This is a genomic window from Micromonospora sp. ATCC 39149, assembly GCF_000158815.1.
Taxonomy (GTDB): Bacteria; Actinomycetota; Actinomycetes; order Mycobacteriales; family Micromonosporaceae; genus Micromonospora.
Genome location: NZ_GG657738.1, coordinates 2987358 through 3001430, shown reverse-complemented (window position 1 = coordinate 3001430; position 14073 = coordinate 2987358). Strand labels below are relative to the sequence as shown.

General features: G+C 74.6%; 14 protein-coding genes and 1 pseudogene. 11 read left to right on the top strand and 4 right to left on the bottom strand.

The genetic code is table 11. The features are described 5' to 3' along the window. Genes MCAG_RS12670 through MCAG_RS12660 form a run of 3 tightly spaced genes read right to left on the bottom strand, consistent with a single transcriptional unit; the run spans nt 1 to nt 4094 of the window. The gene (locus MCAG_RS12670) at nt 1-3357 is read right to left on the bottom strand and encodes an ATP-binding protein (RefSeq protein WP_036373268.1); all 3357 of its coding nucleotides are present in this window, start codon (nt 3355-3357) and stop codon (nt 1-3) included. Between the two features lie 49 nt (nt 3358-3406). Beyond that, nucleotides 3407-3769 carry a hypothetical protein gene (locus MCAG_RS12665; protein ID WP_007073370.1) on the bottom strand — a complete coding sequence of 121 codons (363 nt, stop codon included), beginning with the start codon at nt 3767-3769 and terminating at the stop codon, nt 3407-3409. A 10-nt stretch (nt 3770-3779) separates the two neighbouring features. Beyond that, the gene (locus MCAG_RS12660) at nt 3780-4094 is read right to left on the bottom strand and encodes a hypothetical protein (RefSeq protein WP_036373265.1); all 315 of its coding nucleotides are present in this window, start codon (nt 4092-4094) and stop codon (nt 3780-3782) included. Between the two features lie 353 nt (nt 4095-4447). Between MCAG_RS12660 and folP the strand changes: the two genes are divergently transcribed. From folP to MCAG_RS12625, 7 genes are all read left to right on the top strand, one after another. After that, complete coding sequence (gene folP, locus MCAG_RS12655) at nt 4448-5368, top strand: dihydropteroate synthase (protein WP_036373263.1); 921 nt, start codon at nt 4448-4450, stop codon at nt 5366-5368. Continuing rightward, a complete protein-coding gene (gene folB / locus MCAG_RS12650) occupies nt 5365-5784 on the top strand; it encodes a dihydroneopterin aldolase (protein WP_050777942.1) in 420 nt (139 codons plus the stop codon). The genes folP and folB overlap by 4 nt, the downstream gene beginning before the upstream one ends. Beyond that, on the top strand, nt 5781-6308 hold the full coding sequence (gene folK, locus MCAG_RS12645; protein ID WP_036373261.1) for a 2-amino-4-hydroxy-6-hydroxymethyldihydropteridine diphosphokinase: 528 nt from the start codon (nt 5781-5783) through the stop codon (nt 6306-6308). The genes folB and folK overlap by 4 nt, the downstream gene beginning before the upstream one ends. 19 nt (nt 6309-6327) lie before the next feature. Continuing rightward, nucleotides 6328-6864 carry a DUF3180 domain-containing protein gene (locus tag MCAG_RS12640; RefSeq protein ID WP_036373259.1) on the top strand — a complete coding sequence of 179 codons (537 nt, stop codon included), beginning with the start codon at nt 6328-6330 and terminating at the stop codon, nt 6862-6864. Nucleotides 6865-6983: 119 nt separating this feature from the next. Continuing rightward, entirely contained in the window at nt 6984-8258 is a 1275-nt protein-coding gene (locus tag MCAG_RS12635; RefSeq protein ID WP_232290144.1) for an ABC transporter permease, read from the top strand. Nucleotides 8259-8341: 83 nt separating this feature from the next. Beyond that, nucleotides 8342-8650, top strand: coding sequence for a hypothetical protein (locus MCAG_RS12630; RefSeq protein ID WP_007073365.1), 309 nt, complete (start codon nt 8342-8344; stop codon nt 8648-8650). 64 nt (nt 8651-8714) lie between these two features. Further along, on the top strand, nt 8715-9215 hold the full coding sequence (locus tag MCAG_RS12625; protein ID WP_036373257.1) for a hypothetical protein: 501 nt from the start codon (nt 8715-8717) through the stop codon (nt 9213-9215). A gap of 77 nt (nt 9216-9292) precedes the next feature. On the opposite strand, the gene MCAG_RS12620 is transcribed toward MCAG_RS12625, so the two are convergent. After that, entirely contained in the window at nt 9293-10306 is a 1014-nt protein-coding gene (locus MCAG_RS12620; RefSeq protein ID WP_007073363.1) for an ABC transporter ATP-binding protein, read from the bottom strand. A 2-nt stretch (nt 10307-10308) separates the two neighbouring features. On the opposite strand from MCAG_RS12620, the gene MCAG_RS12615 reads away from it, so the two are divergent. From MCAG_RS12615 to MCAG_RS33655, 4 genes and pseudogenes are all read left to right on the top strand, one after another. Continuing rightward, the gene (locus MCAG_RS12615) at nt 10309-10995 is read left to right on the top strand and encodes an ABC transporter permease (RefSeq protein ID WP_007073362.1); all 687 of its coding nucleotides are present in this window, start codon (nt 10309-10311) and stop codon (nt 10993-10995) included. A 79-nt stretch (nt 10996-11074) separates the two neighbouring features. Continuing rightward, nucleotides 11075-11797 carry an ABC transporter permease gene (locus MCAG_RS12610; RefSeq protein WP_007073361.1) on the top strand — a complete coding sequence of 241 codons (723 nt, stop codon included), beginning with the start codon at nt 11075-11077 and terminating at the stop codon, nt 11795-11797. A 176-nt stretch (nt 11798-11973) separates the two neighbouring features. Continuing rightward, complete coding sequence (locus tag MCAG_RS12605; protein WP_036373255.1) at nt 11974-12978, top strand: glycine betaine ABC transporter substrate-binding protein; 1005 nt, start codon at nt 11974-11976, stop codon at nt 12976-12978. Nucleotides 12979-13072: 94 nt separating this feature from the next. After that, a pseudogene (locus tag MCAG_RS33655) lies at nt 13073-14073 on the top strand (hypothetical protein); the annotation flags it as partial.

The window sequence follows — 14073 nt, the reverse complement described above, 5'->3', positions numbered from 1 at the left end:
TCATGCCTCCAGGTCCGCGACGGTCGGCAGTTGACCCGCTGCCGCGGCGACCGCGGCGGGGGTGGTGTCGAGGTGGTCCAGCAGCCCGTCGACGTACGACACGTCCACCCGGACCTTCTGCACCCGCCCGTCGACGTCGCGCATCACAAACTCGCGGAAGCCGAGCCTGGCGGCGGAGGTGGCGTCTGCGGTCGACAGCGAGGCCAGTGTCGCCTCGTACCCGTCGTTGACCGGGACGCGGAGCAGCCGCAGCGCCTCGGAGGCGATCTCGGTGTCCTCGGCGATGCGGCCGACGAAGACGGTGGAGACGAGGTTCTGCACGTCGAGGCCGAGAATGTCGCGCGGGTTCTGCGAGGCGACCAGGGCGGCGAGGTTCCACTTGCGGGAGTCGCGGGCGAGGCGGACGAGGAACGACCGGCCGGAGCGCCAGCCCTCCATGAAGTGCGCCTCGTCCAGGCCGACCAGCTTCCGTGAGGACATCGACCCGCCGTAGCACCGCCGCACGGCGAGCCGGTGGGCGGTGTGGAGCATGGGCAGCGCGAGCGCCTCCTCGGCCGACCAGTACTCGCGTTCGATCTTCAGGTCGGGCAGCCGCAGGCCGGCCATGGTGATGACGGTCAGCGCCGCGTCGGCGCCGAGCAGACCCGCCGGCGGGCGGCCGAAGAAGAGCATGGCCAGCGGCATCTCGGCCGTGTCCAGCAGCAGGTTCGCCAGTTCCTTGCCGGCGTCGTCGTCGAGCTGACCGAGGCAGGCGACCACGTCGTCCAGGGTGGACGTCTCCTCGGCCGGCACCTGGCGCACCGCGTGCCGGAACAGGGTGGCGGTGGACGCCTCCCGGGCCACCTGCGGCGGCACCAGCATCATGCAGATGTCCTGCACCAGCATGCGGCGTTCGGCCCGGGCGTTGGAGACGGCGATCTCGAACTCCCGGTCGCCGGCCGCACCGGAGCTGAACTCGGTGCGCAGCGGCGTGGGGATGAGCGCATACGGTGCCAGCGTCCCCTGCTCGGAGCCGGTCAGGTTGAGCACTCGCGAGTACGGCCGCAGCTCCGGCATGTTGCACAGCCGGGCCAGGGGGCCGGACGGGTCCAGCAGGGTGACCTGCACGCCGCGCCGGGCGGCCAGGTAGCCCAGCGCGCCGAGCAGGGTCGACTTGCCGCCGCCGGGCTCGGCGACGAAGACCGCGAGCCCGGAACGTTCCCGTACCTCCATCGGGAAGTGCAGGTCGAGGAAGACCGGCCGGCGGCAGGTGCCGGCGGTACGCCCGATCAGGTCGCCCCGCCGGTCGCCGACGGTGGACGCGGCCTGTGGCAGCGCGGCGGCGAGCAGGTTGACCGGCATCCGCCGGACGTAGCCGGTGTTGGCGATCGGCTCACCGGGGATGAACTCGCGGGCGAGCCAGTCCTGGTTCTTCGGGTGCTGCAACGAAACGCGCAGTTCCCGGGAGTAGAGCTGAATCAGCCGGCGGGCCCGCTCCAGGCACTCCTCCCGGGTCCGGCCGCCGACGGCGATGCGGTGCCAGCCGTGCGCCCGCGCCGAGTCCACCGGAAGGCCGGTGGTCATCTCGTCGCCGATCACCAGTGCCCGCTTGGCCAGCCGTTCCAGCTCGGGCGGGGCGTCGATGCCATGCTCGGCGTAGTCGAGCTGCTGGGAGCGGATCATCCGCAGCCGGTGTTCGAGGTTGCGGAAGGAGTCGCCGGAGCCGAGGATGTCGACCCGGGTGGAGATCTCCATCGGCCAGGGCAACCGCTCGTGGAAGTGCAGCCAGGGCTCGTGCCGCTCGGGGATCTCCAGCGGCTCCATCCGGCCGACGGCGAGCACGGCCACGTGTCGTTCCTCGCCGGTCATCCGGTTGACCAGCTTGACCGTCGACCCGTACGGGGTGCGGTACCGCTCGACCTGCTCGGTGAGGGCGAGCAGGTCGCCGCGTTCCCACCGACCGTTGGTGACCGGGGAGAGGGTGCCGGGCGGGGCCATGCAGAGCGCCACCGACCGGTAGAGCAGCCACTCCAGCTCCTGGGCCGTCACCCTCCGACCGCGCATGCCGAACGCGCCCAGCACCTCGTCGAACTGCTCGACGGTGCGGCCGAGCTTGCGGCGCTCGCTCTCGGCGACGCCGCGGCCGAAGGTGCGCAGCAGCCGCTCGGTGAGCGAGTCGCCGAGCGAGCGCCGGGCGAAGGTGACCCCGAGGTACGTCTGCCCCTCGGCGTGGTTGACCGACAGCAGGTGCCGCTGGGCGGCCACCAGGTGGTCGCCCCAGCCGGCGGTGCCCGGCACGTCCGGCAGTGGGGACGCGGTGTGCGCGTCGATGGTGCGGGCCCACTCGTCGGCCGGGAAGGGGCGGGTGGTGCGGCGCAGGTGCAGCCGGAAGCCGGCGAGGCCGGCGTACTGTTCCGAGATGGCGGCGAGCAGGGCCTCCCGCTCGGCGTCCGGCCGGAACGCCCAGCGCACCTCGGGCAGCCAGTACCACGCCGTGACGGTGTTGGGGGTGAAGGTGAGGTGGCCGGCGATCTCGGTGATGGCCAGCTCGACCGACGGGTCGCGATCCCCGAACTTGATCTTCGGCGGCTTCACCGGCCGCGCCGGGCGGGCGGGCTTCGCGGGCCTGGTCGGCTTGCCGGACCGCTCCCGCCGGTCGACCGTCCGCTGTCGGGGTGGCGTGATCTCGCGGCCGGCCGGGGACGGCGCCGGCTCCGGCGCCCGCCGTGCCGGCCGCTCCGACTCCGGGCCCCGGGGCGACGGCGCGGTGAGCTGCGGGGACCGCTCGGGCTCCCGGTGGACGGGCGGTTCGACGTCCCGCCAGCCGTACGTCTCGTCGTCGGGGTCGGTGGGGGGCGTGACCACGGCCGGGGGCGGCGGCAATTCGGGCGCGGTCGCCGGGCGCGCCGCGGGCAGCCGGTCCACCGGTTGCTGGGGGACCCGGGGCCGGTTCTGCGGTGCGGGCGTGGGTGCCTGTTCGACGGGGGCCGGCGGGATCTCGGGCCGGGCCGGCGGACCCGCGACGGCCGGCTGCTGGTGCGGGATCGGCGGGTGTTCCCGGCCGACCGGCCGGGGCGAGGCGGGCCGGGACGCCGGGTGGGCACCCCCGAAGAGGTCGAGGAACGGCGAGTCGATGTCGGCGCTGTCGGCGACCATCGGCGCGGCCGGCTCGGGGGCGGCCGGCACGGCGCGCCCGGGCGCGGGCCGGGGTGCCTGGAAGACGCCGACCCGGCCGTGACCGGGGGTGGTGGCCAGCGCGGGGTCGAGGGCGACCTCGTCCAGATCCTCGTCCACAGGGTAGTTGAACGAGCGCGCACGGTTACCGTGCGGGGCGGCGTGACGTCCTGCCGGGGAACCCGGCGTGGAAGAGCGACTCATGCCACCGCCTCGTCCGAGTGCCGCTTCGCCGTGATCGGCGTACGCCCGGTCATGCCAGTTCCTCCCGGATCCTGATCCGGCTCGCCACCAGGCGCGGGTCGCGCTGTTCGGCGGCCGACTCCCGGGTGCGTCGCCAGTCGGTCAGCGCGGTGCGGATCACCATGCGCGCGGGCCGGTCGGGGTCGACGTGCCGGAAGATGAACGAGGTGCTCACGATGGCGAGCGCGATCTCCCAGGCGGGAAAGAGCTCGACCTGCAGCGTGAACAGCCAGTGGATGAACATGTAGAGGGGCACGAGCAGCATGAACACGCCGTACTGGGCGTACGGCAGGTGGACGGGCAGGGTGTAGCCGGGCGGCCCGAGGTAGACCAGGCGGGCCCGGTAGATATCGTCGTCGGTGCGCAGCCGCATCTGCCCGCGCCTATTCGAAGATCAGGTCGATCAGGTAGTCACCGACGAAGAAGAGTGTGGCCGCTCCGGCGATGAAGGCCAGCCCGACGATCGCGATAGCGGAGCTGGTCAGGACCTTGGAGATCTCGCCGCGACTGGCTCGGCCGATGAAGATGACGCCGAGCACGGCCAGCAGGATCGGCGCGATCTTGCTGGCGAAGAACGTGACGACGCTGTTGGTGTCGATGCCCTTGGGTGCCGGCTCGGCGAGTGGAGTCGACGCCAGAGTGTGGAGCACGTGGGTGACGCCGGACGACGTCGCCTCCATGAGCTCGATGGCGATCACTGGAACCTCCCCATATCGCGGCCGGCGCAGCCGCGGCGGTGCAGTAGGCAAGCTTGGCGGGATGGTGCTCACTCTGTGCAGTGTCGGCGACCCTGCGTTCGTCACCCACCACGCGGAGTAGTGAGCTTTGGGGGGATTTTTCCCGCTTCGGCCCTCCCTCCAGGCTTCGCCGTCTCGCTGCTGGGCAATTCCAAAGGGTACGGGCCGCCCCCCTTTGCGACAAGCCGCGAAGAGTCCACCCGGAACGACCCGGACGACCGATCGTACACCTGTTCCAATTGCCATGTCAGGGCCGTCTCGGCCGGGGGTCACCGGCTGCCGGATCGCGCTGCGGCGACCGGTACCGTGCAGTCGTGACCGATCTGGTACGGACTCGGGCCCCGGTGGTGATGGGCGTCCTGAACGTCACGCCCGACTCCTTTTCCGACGGCGGCCGATACGCCGATCTCGACGCCGCCGTCGCACACGGAGTGCGACTCCGGAACGAGGGTGCGCACCTGGTGGACGTCGGCGGCGAGTCCACCCGCCCGGGGGCGGACCGGGTGGACGCCGCGACCGAGGTCGCCCGGGTGCTGCCGGTGGTCAGGGAGCTCGCCGCCGCAGGCGTCGAGGTCAGCATCGACACCAGCCGGGCCCGGGTGGCCGAGGCCGCCCTCGCGGCGGGAGCGGCGGTGGTCAACGACGTCTCCGGCGGCCTGGCAGACCCGGACATGGCCCGGGTGGTCCGCGACGCCGGCTGCCCCTGGGTGCTCATGCACTGGCGCGGGCACTCGCGGGGGATGCGCGAGCTGGCCCACTACGCCGACGTGGTGACCGACGTACGGACCGAGCTTGCCGAGCGGGTCGACGCTGCGCTGGCCGCCGGGGTGGCCGCCGACCGGATCGTCGTCGACCCCGGCCTCGGCTTCGCCAAGACCGCCGAGCACAACTGGCAGCTCACCGCCCGCCTGCCCGAGTTGCTGGAGCTCGGCCTCCCGCTGCTCTTCGGTGCCAGCCGCAAGTCGTACCTGGGCCGGCTGCTCGCCGCCGCCGACGGCACCCCCCGGCCGACTGCCGGTCGGGAGACCGCCACCGCCGCGACCAGCCTGCTCGCCGTCGCGGCCGGCGCCTGGGGGGTACGTGTGCACGACGTGCTCGGCACCGTGGACGCCCTGGCCGTCTGGCGGGCCAGCGGCAGCCCGCGCCTCGGCGTCGCCCACGACGCCGGGAAGCCGCCGCGCAACGCCGGGAAGCCGATGAGGGACGGGGCGAAGTCGATGGGGGAAGACGGGTGACCGACCGGATCACGCTGACCGGCCTGCGGGCGCACGGCCGGCACGGCGTCTACGACTTCGAGCGGGAGCGGGGGCAGGATTTCGTCGTCGACGCCGTCCTCGAACTCGACCTCGCGCCGGCCGCCCGGTCCGACGACGTGGCCGACACGGTGCACTACGGGGAACTGGCCGACCGGCTGGTCGCGGTGCTGACCGGGGAGCCGGTGAACCTGATCGAGACGCTCGCCGACCGGCTGCTGGCGATCTGCCTGGCCGATCCCCGGGTGACGCGCGCGACGGTCACCGTGCACAAGCCCGAGGCGCCCGTCCCGCACGCCTTCACCGACGTCGCGGTCACCATGGCGAGAACGCGGAGCGACCCGGCGGGGGCGGCCCCCTGCCCGGGGCCGACGGCAGGCGACGGGGATCCCGCGTGAGCCGGGCCCTGCTCTCCCTCGGCAGCAACCTCGGCGACCGGCTGGCCCACCTGCGCACGGCGGTCGACTCCCTCGGCGATGCGGTGCTGCTGTGCTCGGGCGTCTACGAGACCCCGCCGTGGGGCGACGTGGACCAGCCCGCGTACCTCAACGCGGTGGTGCTGGTCGAGGACCCGGCGGCGACCCCACGGGACTGGCTGGAGCGGGCCCGGGCCGCCGAGCGGCGGGCCGGCCGCGAGCGCGACCCGCAACGCCGCTTCGGCCCGCGCACCCTCGACGTCGACGTCGTCGCGGCCTGGGACGACGCCGGTGAGCCGGTGCTCAGCGACGACCCGGAACTGACCCTTCCGCACCCCCGGGCCCACCTGCGGGCGTTCGTCCTCCGGCCGTGGATCGACATCCAGCCGTACGGGCGGCTGCCCGGGCACGGCTGGCTGACCGATCTGCTCAGCGCCGAACCGGTGGCCGGCGACGCCCTGGAACTGAGCCCCCGGCCGGATCTGGCGTTAGAGTCGTCGCCATGAGCCAGTGGAGCCAGCCGGCATGACCCAGGCGCAGTTCCCGCCGCCGAGCGGGGCGGATCCCGATCGCTCCAGGATGGGCCCCACCCGGATCTCGACCCTGGTCGTCGCCGGCCTGGCCGCCGCGGCGGTGGCTTGGCTGCTGATCAGCACCCTCTACGGCGGCTTTCCCCGGCTGCCCTGGCTGCCGGTGGTCACGCTGGCCGCGCTGGCCGTGCTGGAGGCGTACGCGGCGGTCAACACCCGCAGCCGGATCGAGCGCAGGCCGGGCCGCGACCCGGTCAATCCGCTGCTGGTGGCCCGGTTCGTGGTGCTGGCCAAGGCGTCCGCCCTGGCCGGGGCGATCTTCGCCGGCTGGTGCGCCGGGCTGACCGGTTGGCTCTTCGTGGAGCCCACCCGGGCGGCCGCCGAGGACCGTCCCGCCGCCGGTGCCGGCCTGCTCGCGGCACTCGCGCTGGTGGCCGCCGCGCTCTGGCTGGAGCGGTCCTGCCGGGTGCCGGAGCGGCCGGAGGACGAGCGCGACGCGGACCGGCGCGAGGGCGGCCCGCGTCAGCGCTGACCACGGGGGGTTACGCCCGGAGCGGCGTACAGGTACCGTGCCTGGCGACCGGAGAGCAACGGCCGCCCGGGTCCGCCCGGGTCGGACCCTGCGGCCGTGACCTGGGGAGGGCACGCGTCATGGGGCACGAGGATCCGGGCCGACACACCCCCGTGGAGCCCTCGTCGGGCGTGCCCGCAGCGGTGCTGGAGAGCGCCTTCGACGACCCGGCCCACGGCGAGCCGGGGCGGGACCGGATCGCCGTGCACGTCGCCTGGGAGCTGGTGCTGGCCGCCGCTCTCGCCGTGCTGACCTGGCTGCTCTGGCAGGAGGAGCCGGCCGCGCTGCGTGCCGACGGGCTGCGGGCCCTGCTGGTCAACGTGGTGGCGCTCGGGCTGCTCGTGCTGGCCGCCGGGATGAGCCTGCGGACCGCGGCCGTGAACCTGGCGGTCGGCCCGGTGGCGGTCGCCGCCGCGCTGCACGTCGCCGAGCAGGGTGACCGGGGGGTCGAGGTCGCGCTGGGGCACGCCGTGGCGGTGGCCGCCGTCGGCGGGTTGGCCGTGGGGCTGGCCGTGGTGGCGCTGCACGTGCCCGGCTGGGCGGCGAGCCTGGCCGGCGCCGCCGGCGTGGTGGTGTACATCCAGCGGCGCTCCGAGCCGGTGCTGGCGCAGGGCGGGTACGACCCCCGGGACACGGCGTTCTACCTCTTCGCCGGATTCGCCGCGGTGGCCGTCCTCGGCGGACTGTTCGGGGCCATCCGCCCGGTGCGCCGGCTGGTCGGCCGGTTCCGGCCGGTCGCCGACCCGGCGCGCCGCCGGGGCGGGGTGGCGGCCACGGTCGTCGTGTTCGCCTTCGTCTTCTCCACCGTGCTCGCCACGCTGGCCGGCATCCTGCTCGCCAGCAACGGCGACGGGCCCGTCGTTCCCACCGAGGGGCTGGGCTGGACGACGCTCGCCGTCGGCACCGCGCTGCTCGGCGGCACGAGCGCGTACGGCCGGCGTGGCGCGATCTTCGGCACGCTGCTCGCCGCCAGCCTGGTCACGGTCCTGTACGCCTGGCTGGACGCCGGGGGCTGGACCGTGAGCCGGTGGGCGGTCGGCGGGGCGGCCCTCGGCGTGGGCCTGGTGATCACCCGGCTGGTGGAGGCGTACGGGTGGCCCCGGCCGGCGGGCGCGGACCCGGAGCCGGCTCCCGGGGGCGACGGCACCATCGGCTCCGGTTGGTCGGTGTCCCGGCCGGCGCCGGTGGGCGACTGGCCACCGGCCCTGCCCACCCGCGCCGACGACACCCCCACCGACCCCTGGGACCCGTCGCGCTGGGACGCCCCGCCCGCCACGCGGGGACTGCGGCGACCGCTGACCGTACGGCAGGCGCTGCCGTGCGGGTGGGCGCTGACGGCCCGGATAGGGCGCTGACCGCGCGAGTCGGGCCAGCGGGCCTCGGCTGCCGGGTCGCGTCCCACGCGCCGCCGGTGATCTCGCCGGTTAGGCTCGGCGGCATGACCGAGACACCTCCCACCGGTACCGGCGGGCACACGTTCGACGAGCTGGACGCGCTCTCCACCGAGGAGTTGCGGGTGCGAGCGTTCGCGCTGGCCCGGGAGCGGCGCGACGTCGGGTTCTTCTGGTCGGTGCTGCGCCATCTGCCGAACGCCGACGAGGCCGCCGCCCTGGACGGCGCACCGAACTCCGTCGGTCCGACCATCGACGAGGCGGCGGCGCTGTGGCGGGAACTCACCGGGCACGGGTACGAGGAGTCCGCGCCCCTGCTGCGGGCCAAGTTCATCGACTACCTGATGAAGCACTGACCGGAACGCGGTCATCGTGATCCGCAGGTTTGCCCGCCGGGGCGCGCTGGGAACTGGCCGCGTCATGGCTGCCGCCAACCGCTCGGGTGCCATCAGCCGGTACGGGACCGCAGCCGGCACCGGCACCCTCGCGGTGCTGCTGCTCGTCGCGGTCTGCGGCAGCCCGCTGTACGTCGGCTGGGCGGAGGAGCACACCGAGCCCGACTCGGCCGGCGGTTGGTTCCTGCGGCTGCTGGCCTGGCCGGCCTGGCGGTTCGGCTCCGGGGAGCCGGGGCAGGGGGTGCTCGCCACCGACCTGCGGGCCATCCTGCTGGTGCTCCTGGCGGCGGCCCTGCTCTATGTGCTCCCCGCGTCCCAGGTGGCCCGGGTGCAGGGAGCGGTGAGCCAGTTCTTCTCCGGCTGGGGCGCGTACGTCCTGGCCGCCGGCCTGGCCGCGCTACTGGGCGCGCTGCTCGGGCCGGACCCGTCGCTGCTCGCCGCGTTGCAGGCCGCCGGCACCGGCGCCGGGTACGGCTTCCTCTCCGGCTGGATCATCGGCACGGCCAGCCTCGGCGGCCGGGCCTGACCGGCGGGGCACCCCGGCGGCTCAGTCGCCCACCGCCCCACAGGTCAGGCCGCCCCGTGGTGCGGCTGCCCCGCCGCTCAGGCCGCGTCCCGGCCGCCGGCGAGCGCGCGCTGGCGAGTGAGCACGCCGGCCGGCCGGCCGTCGGCGGTCACCAGCACCCGGTCCGCGCCGGAGGTCAGCATCACGGCGAGGGCGTCGTACGCCGACGTGCCCAACGCGACCTCCGGCAGCCCGGCCGGGTCGGCGGGGGCCGGCTCCAGCGCGTCCCGGGTGACCGGGGTGACCGCGAGCGCCCGGATGCCCCGGTCCGCGCCGACGAAGTCCCGGACGAAGTCCGAGGCGGGCGCGGCGAGCAGGGCCGCCGGGGTGTCGTACTGCTCCAGCCGGCCGCCCTGGGACAGCACGGCGATCCGGCCGCCGAGCCGGACGGCTTCGTCCAGGTCGTGGGTGACCAGCACGATGGTCTTGCGCACCTCGGCCTGGAGCCGGAGGAACTCCTCCTGCAACCGCGTCCGCACGATCGGGTCGACCGCCGAGAACGGCTCGTCCATCAGCAGCACCACCGGGTCGGCGGCGAGCGCCCGGGCCACCCCGACCCGCTGCCGCTGCCCGCCGGAGAGTTCGTGCGGGTACCGCCGGCCGAACCTGCCCGGGTCGAGCCCGACCAGCTCCAGCAACTCCTCACTGCGGCGGCGGATCCGGTTGGAGGGCCAGCCGAGCAGCCGGGGGACGGTGCCGACGTTGGCCACGACCGTCTGGTGGGGGAACAGGCCCACGTTCTGGATGACGTACCCGATCCGGCGGCGCAGCGCGACCGGGTCGACGCGGGTCACGTCCTCGTCGCCGAGCAGGATCCGGCCGGCGGTCGGCTCGATCAGCCGGTTGATCATCCGCAGCACTGTGGACTTGCCGCAGCCGGAGGGGCCGATCAGCACCACCAGCTCGCCGGCACGCACCCGCAAGCTCAGCCCGCGAACCGCCTCGGTGCCGTCCGGGTACCGCTTGCCGATGCCCTCCAACGCGATCGCCGCCGCGTGCGCCTCGGCCGGCTCGTGGCCGGCGGTGGGCCGGGTCTCCGGGGTAACGTCCACGCATGTCCTTCCGCCTGAGCTACCGGGCCGACCCGGGTAACCCGTGGTTCTCCTGGCAGTACGTGCGGGACAACTCTGACACGATCCTCGCCGCGCTGCGCGACCACGCCTCGCTGACCGCCCGGGCCGTGCTGATCGCTGCCCTGGTGGCCCTGCCGCTCGCCGTGGCGGCCCACTGGTTCCGGCCCCTCGCCGGCCCGATCCTCGCGTTCACCGGGGTGCTCTACACGATCCCTTCGCTGGCCCTGTTCGCGCTCCTCGCGCCGTACCTGGGAATCGGGGCGGTGACGGTGCTCAGCGTGGTGGTGCTGTACGCGCTGCTGGTCATCGTCCGCAACGCCGTAGCCGGGCTGAGCCAGGTGCCCCCCGACGTCCGCGAGGCGGCGGAGGGCATGGGGTACGGCCGGTGGGGGCGGCTGCTGCGGATCGAGCTGCCGCTGGCGCTGCCCGGCATCCTCACCGGCCTGCGGCTGGCCACCGTGTCGACGGTGGCGCTGGTGACCGTGGGGGTGGTGGTCGGCAGGGGCGGGCTGGGTCAGCTCATCTTCGCCGGCTTCCAGAACAACTTCTACAAGGCCGAGATCATGACCGGCACGCTGCTCTGCGTCCTGCTCGCCCTGGTGCTGGACCTGCTCCTGGCCGGGCTCGGCCGGGCGGTCACCCCGTGGCTGCGCGGGCGGCCCCGATGAACGGCGGGGTCGGCGCGGTCTGGTCGGCCGACGCCGGACCGGTGCGGGGCCGGCCGAGCGTCCAGGAAAGGGGTGCCCGGTGAGCAACCCGGTCGGGCAGGCGGTGGTCTGGCTCAACGACCCGCTGAACTGGACCAACCCGGGCGGTGTCCTGGACCGGCTCGGCGAGCACCTCGGCATGTCGGCGGCGGCCGTGCTGCTCGGCTGCCTGGTGGCCTGGCCGGTCGGCCTGTGGCTCGGGCACACCGGCCGGGGCGGCGGACTCGTCGTGCTGGTGTCCAATGTCACCCTGGCGATCCCCACTCTGGCCCTGCTGACCATCCTGCCGCTGACCTTCCTCGGCTTCGGCCGGCCCGCCGTGGTGGTGGCGCTGGCCGTCTTCGCGGTGCCGCCGCTGCTCGCCAACGCGTACACCGGCGTGCGGCAGGCCGACCCGGAGGCCCGGGACGCGGCGCGCGGGATGGGGCTGTCGGGCGGGCAGGTGCTGCGCCAGGTGGAGTTGCCGCTGGCGGTGCCGTACCTGGCGGCCGGCTTCCGCACCGCGGCGGTGCAGGTGGTGGCGACTGCCGCGCTGGCCTCGTTCGTCAACGGCGGTGGGCTCGGCCAGATCATCCGGGCCGGCTTCGGCCTGGACATCGCCGCCGGCGGCGGGCAGATCATCGCGGGCGGGCTGCTGGTGGCCGGGCTGGCGATGCTGGTCGAGCTGGTCCTGGCCGTGGTCGAGCGGTTGGTCACCCCACGCCCGCTGCGCCCGGCCCGGCGGGCCAACCGCCGGGCCGCTGACGCCGTCGCCGGGAGCTGACCGGCCGGGCGTCCCCTCGTACACCGGATGGTGACGATCCGGTGACGAACCGCGCCTCGGGTTGTCGGTCCCGGCGGGCAGGATGTTGGGTAAAAGATCGCGGGCGACGACACGGCATCGCCCGTCGGACACGCGGCCGGCCCGGGGGCCGCGCCGGGACACGGAAGGCGGGCTTGATGCGCGCACGTACACGGCTGGCCATCGGCGCGGTGGGCGCCCTCGCGGCGGCCGGTTTCCTCACCGGCTGCGGGGACGCCGGTTCCTCCGGCACCGAGGCTCCCCAGCAGGGCGCGTCGGGGGCCGGCTGCGCCCCGGTCGCCGGTGACCAGCTGGTCGTCCTCACCGACGACAAGTTGCTCCAGAACACCGACAACGTCATCCCGGCGGTCAACGCCAAGGTGGCGACCCCGGAGCTGCTCGCGGCGCTGGACAAGGTCTCCGCCGCGCTGGACACGCCGAAGCTGATCGCGCTCAACAAGGCCGTCGACGTCGACCGCAAGACCAGCAAGGTCGCCGCCGAGGAGTTCGCCGCGGCCAACAACGTCACCCAGGGCATCGCCAAGGGGTCGGGCGGCGCGATCGTGATCGGTGCCGGCAACTTCACCGAGAGCCGGACCATCGCCGAGCTGTACCGGATCGCGCTCACCGCCGCCGGTTACCAGGTCGAGGTGCAGCAGATCGGCAACCGGGAGCTGTACGAGCCGGCCCTGGAGAAGGGCAAGATCCAGGTCGTCCCGGAGTACGCGGCGACCATGGCCGAGTTCCTCAACACGAAGGCCAACGGCAAGGACGCCCAGCCGGTCTCCTCGCCCGAGCTGGACAAGACGGTCGCCGCCCTCAAGGCCGCCGGTGAGAAGGCCGGCATCGCCTTCGGCGCGCCGTCGGCCGCGCAGGACCAGAACGCGTTCGCCGTCACCAAGGCGTTCGCCGACAAGTACGGGGTGAGCACGCTCAGCGACCTGGCGGCCAAGTGCTCCGGCAGCGCGACCGTGCTGGCCGGCCCGCCGGAGTGCCCGCAGCGCCCGAAGTGCCAGGCGGGCCTGGTCGAGGTCTACGACTTCAAGGCCGGTTCGTTCAGCTCGCTGGACACGGGAGGCCCGCAGACCAAGAACGCCCTGAAGACGGGGAGCGCCAGCGTCGGTCTCGTTTTCTCCTCCGACGGGGCGCTCGCGGCCAGCTGACCCACCCACCGGTCGCCGGCGGCCTCGTGCCGTCGGCGACCGGTGCTGTTCAGGGCGTTCCCAGCAGGGGGAACACTCGGTAGGCTGCACATCCATGCCCGCTCCGGTTGCCGTCAGCGACAGGCGAGAGCCCCGACTGCTGTCCGTGATCTTCTGGATCGGCGTGGCGCTCGCTCCCGTCGCGGCGCTGATCCTGCTGGTCGCAGACGGTAACGGGCCGCTGCGCTTCGCCGCCGTGCTCGCGATCCTCGCCGTGGTGTTGATCGGCCTGTCGATCGCGCTGCGCGCCGACGGCGGCGGCCAGGGTGAGGCCGAGGAGTTGCGGGACGAGATGGACCGGCTGCGCCGGGAGTTGCGCTCCGAGATCGTTGCCGCCGCTCAGCGCGGCAACCAGGCGCTCGACGCGTCCCAGCGGGCCCAGGACCAGGTGGGGGCGCTGCGTCGCCGGCTCGACGCCGCGGCGGCCGGGATCGCCGCCGACCCCGAGCCGCCGGCTGCGGAGCCGGCGGGCGCGGGCCGGGCCCGGGTCGCGGTCGCCGAGACCTACGACGACGCCGGCCGGCCCCGCGACGCCGACGACGCCCCGGACGGCCGGTTCGCCCCGGCCGCCCATCCCGACGACGCGCCCCCCACCCACAGCCCTCAGCCGACCCCGCGTCACGGCGCGGACCGTCCGGCTCAGCCGGGCGTGTACGGCGGGGACCGTCCGGTTCAGCCCGGCGTGTACGGCGTGGATCGCCCAGCCCAGCCGGGCGTGTACGGCGGCGGGGACCGCCCGGCTCAGCCGGGCGTGTACGGCGCGCCGGCCCGGCCGGCCGAGCACGGCAACCGGGTGCCGCCGCCGACCGTCCCCGACCCCGCCCCCCGCCCGGTCGGCATGGTCCGGCACACCGAGACCGTGCACGTCACCACCCGGCACACCATCGTGGACGGACCGGACCCGGCGGCGGCCGGCTATGGCGGCTACGCCGGCCGCTGGTCCCCGCCGGAGGAACGGCCGTGGGCCGGCGACCAGCGGCCGGCGACCTCCGAGCCCGAGGGCAACCCCTGGACCGGGTACGCCGATCCACCCGCCCGCGTCCGTCCCGAGCCGTT

Coding starts and splice junctions, on each gene's coding strand:
- MCAG_RS12630 (WP_007073365.1), top strand. CDS start 8,342: ATGACCGAGACACCTCCCACCGGTACCGGCGGGCACACGTTCGACGAG.
- MCAG_RS12615 (WP_007073362.1), top strand. CDS start 10,309: ATGTCCTTCCGCCTGAGCTACCGGGCCGACCCGGGTAACCCGTGGTTC.
- MCAG_RS12605 (WP_036373255.1), top strand. CDS start 11,974: ATGCGCGCACGTACACGGCTGGCCATCGGCGCGGTGGGCGCCCTCGCG.
- MCAG_RS12640 (WP_036373259.1), top strand. CDS start 6,328: ATGACCCAGGCGCAGTTCCCGCCGCCGAGCGGGGCGGATCCCGATCGC.
- MCAG_RS12665 (WP_007073370.1), bottom strand. CDS start 3,769: ATGCGGCTGCGCACCGACGACGATATCTACCGGGCCCGCCTGGTCTAC.
- MCAG_RS12670 (WP_036373268.1), bottom strand. CDS start 3,357: ATGAGTCGCTCTTCCACGCCGGGTTCCCCGGCAGGACGTCACGCCGCC.
- MCAG_RS12625 (WP_036373257.1), top strand. CDS start 8,715: ATGGCTGCCGCCAACCGCTCGGGTGCCATCAGCCGGTACGGGACCGCA.
- MCAG_RS12635 (WP_232290144.1), top strand. CDS start 6,984: ATGGGGCACGAGGATCCGGGCCGACACACCCCCGTGGAGCCCTCGTCG.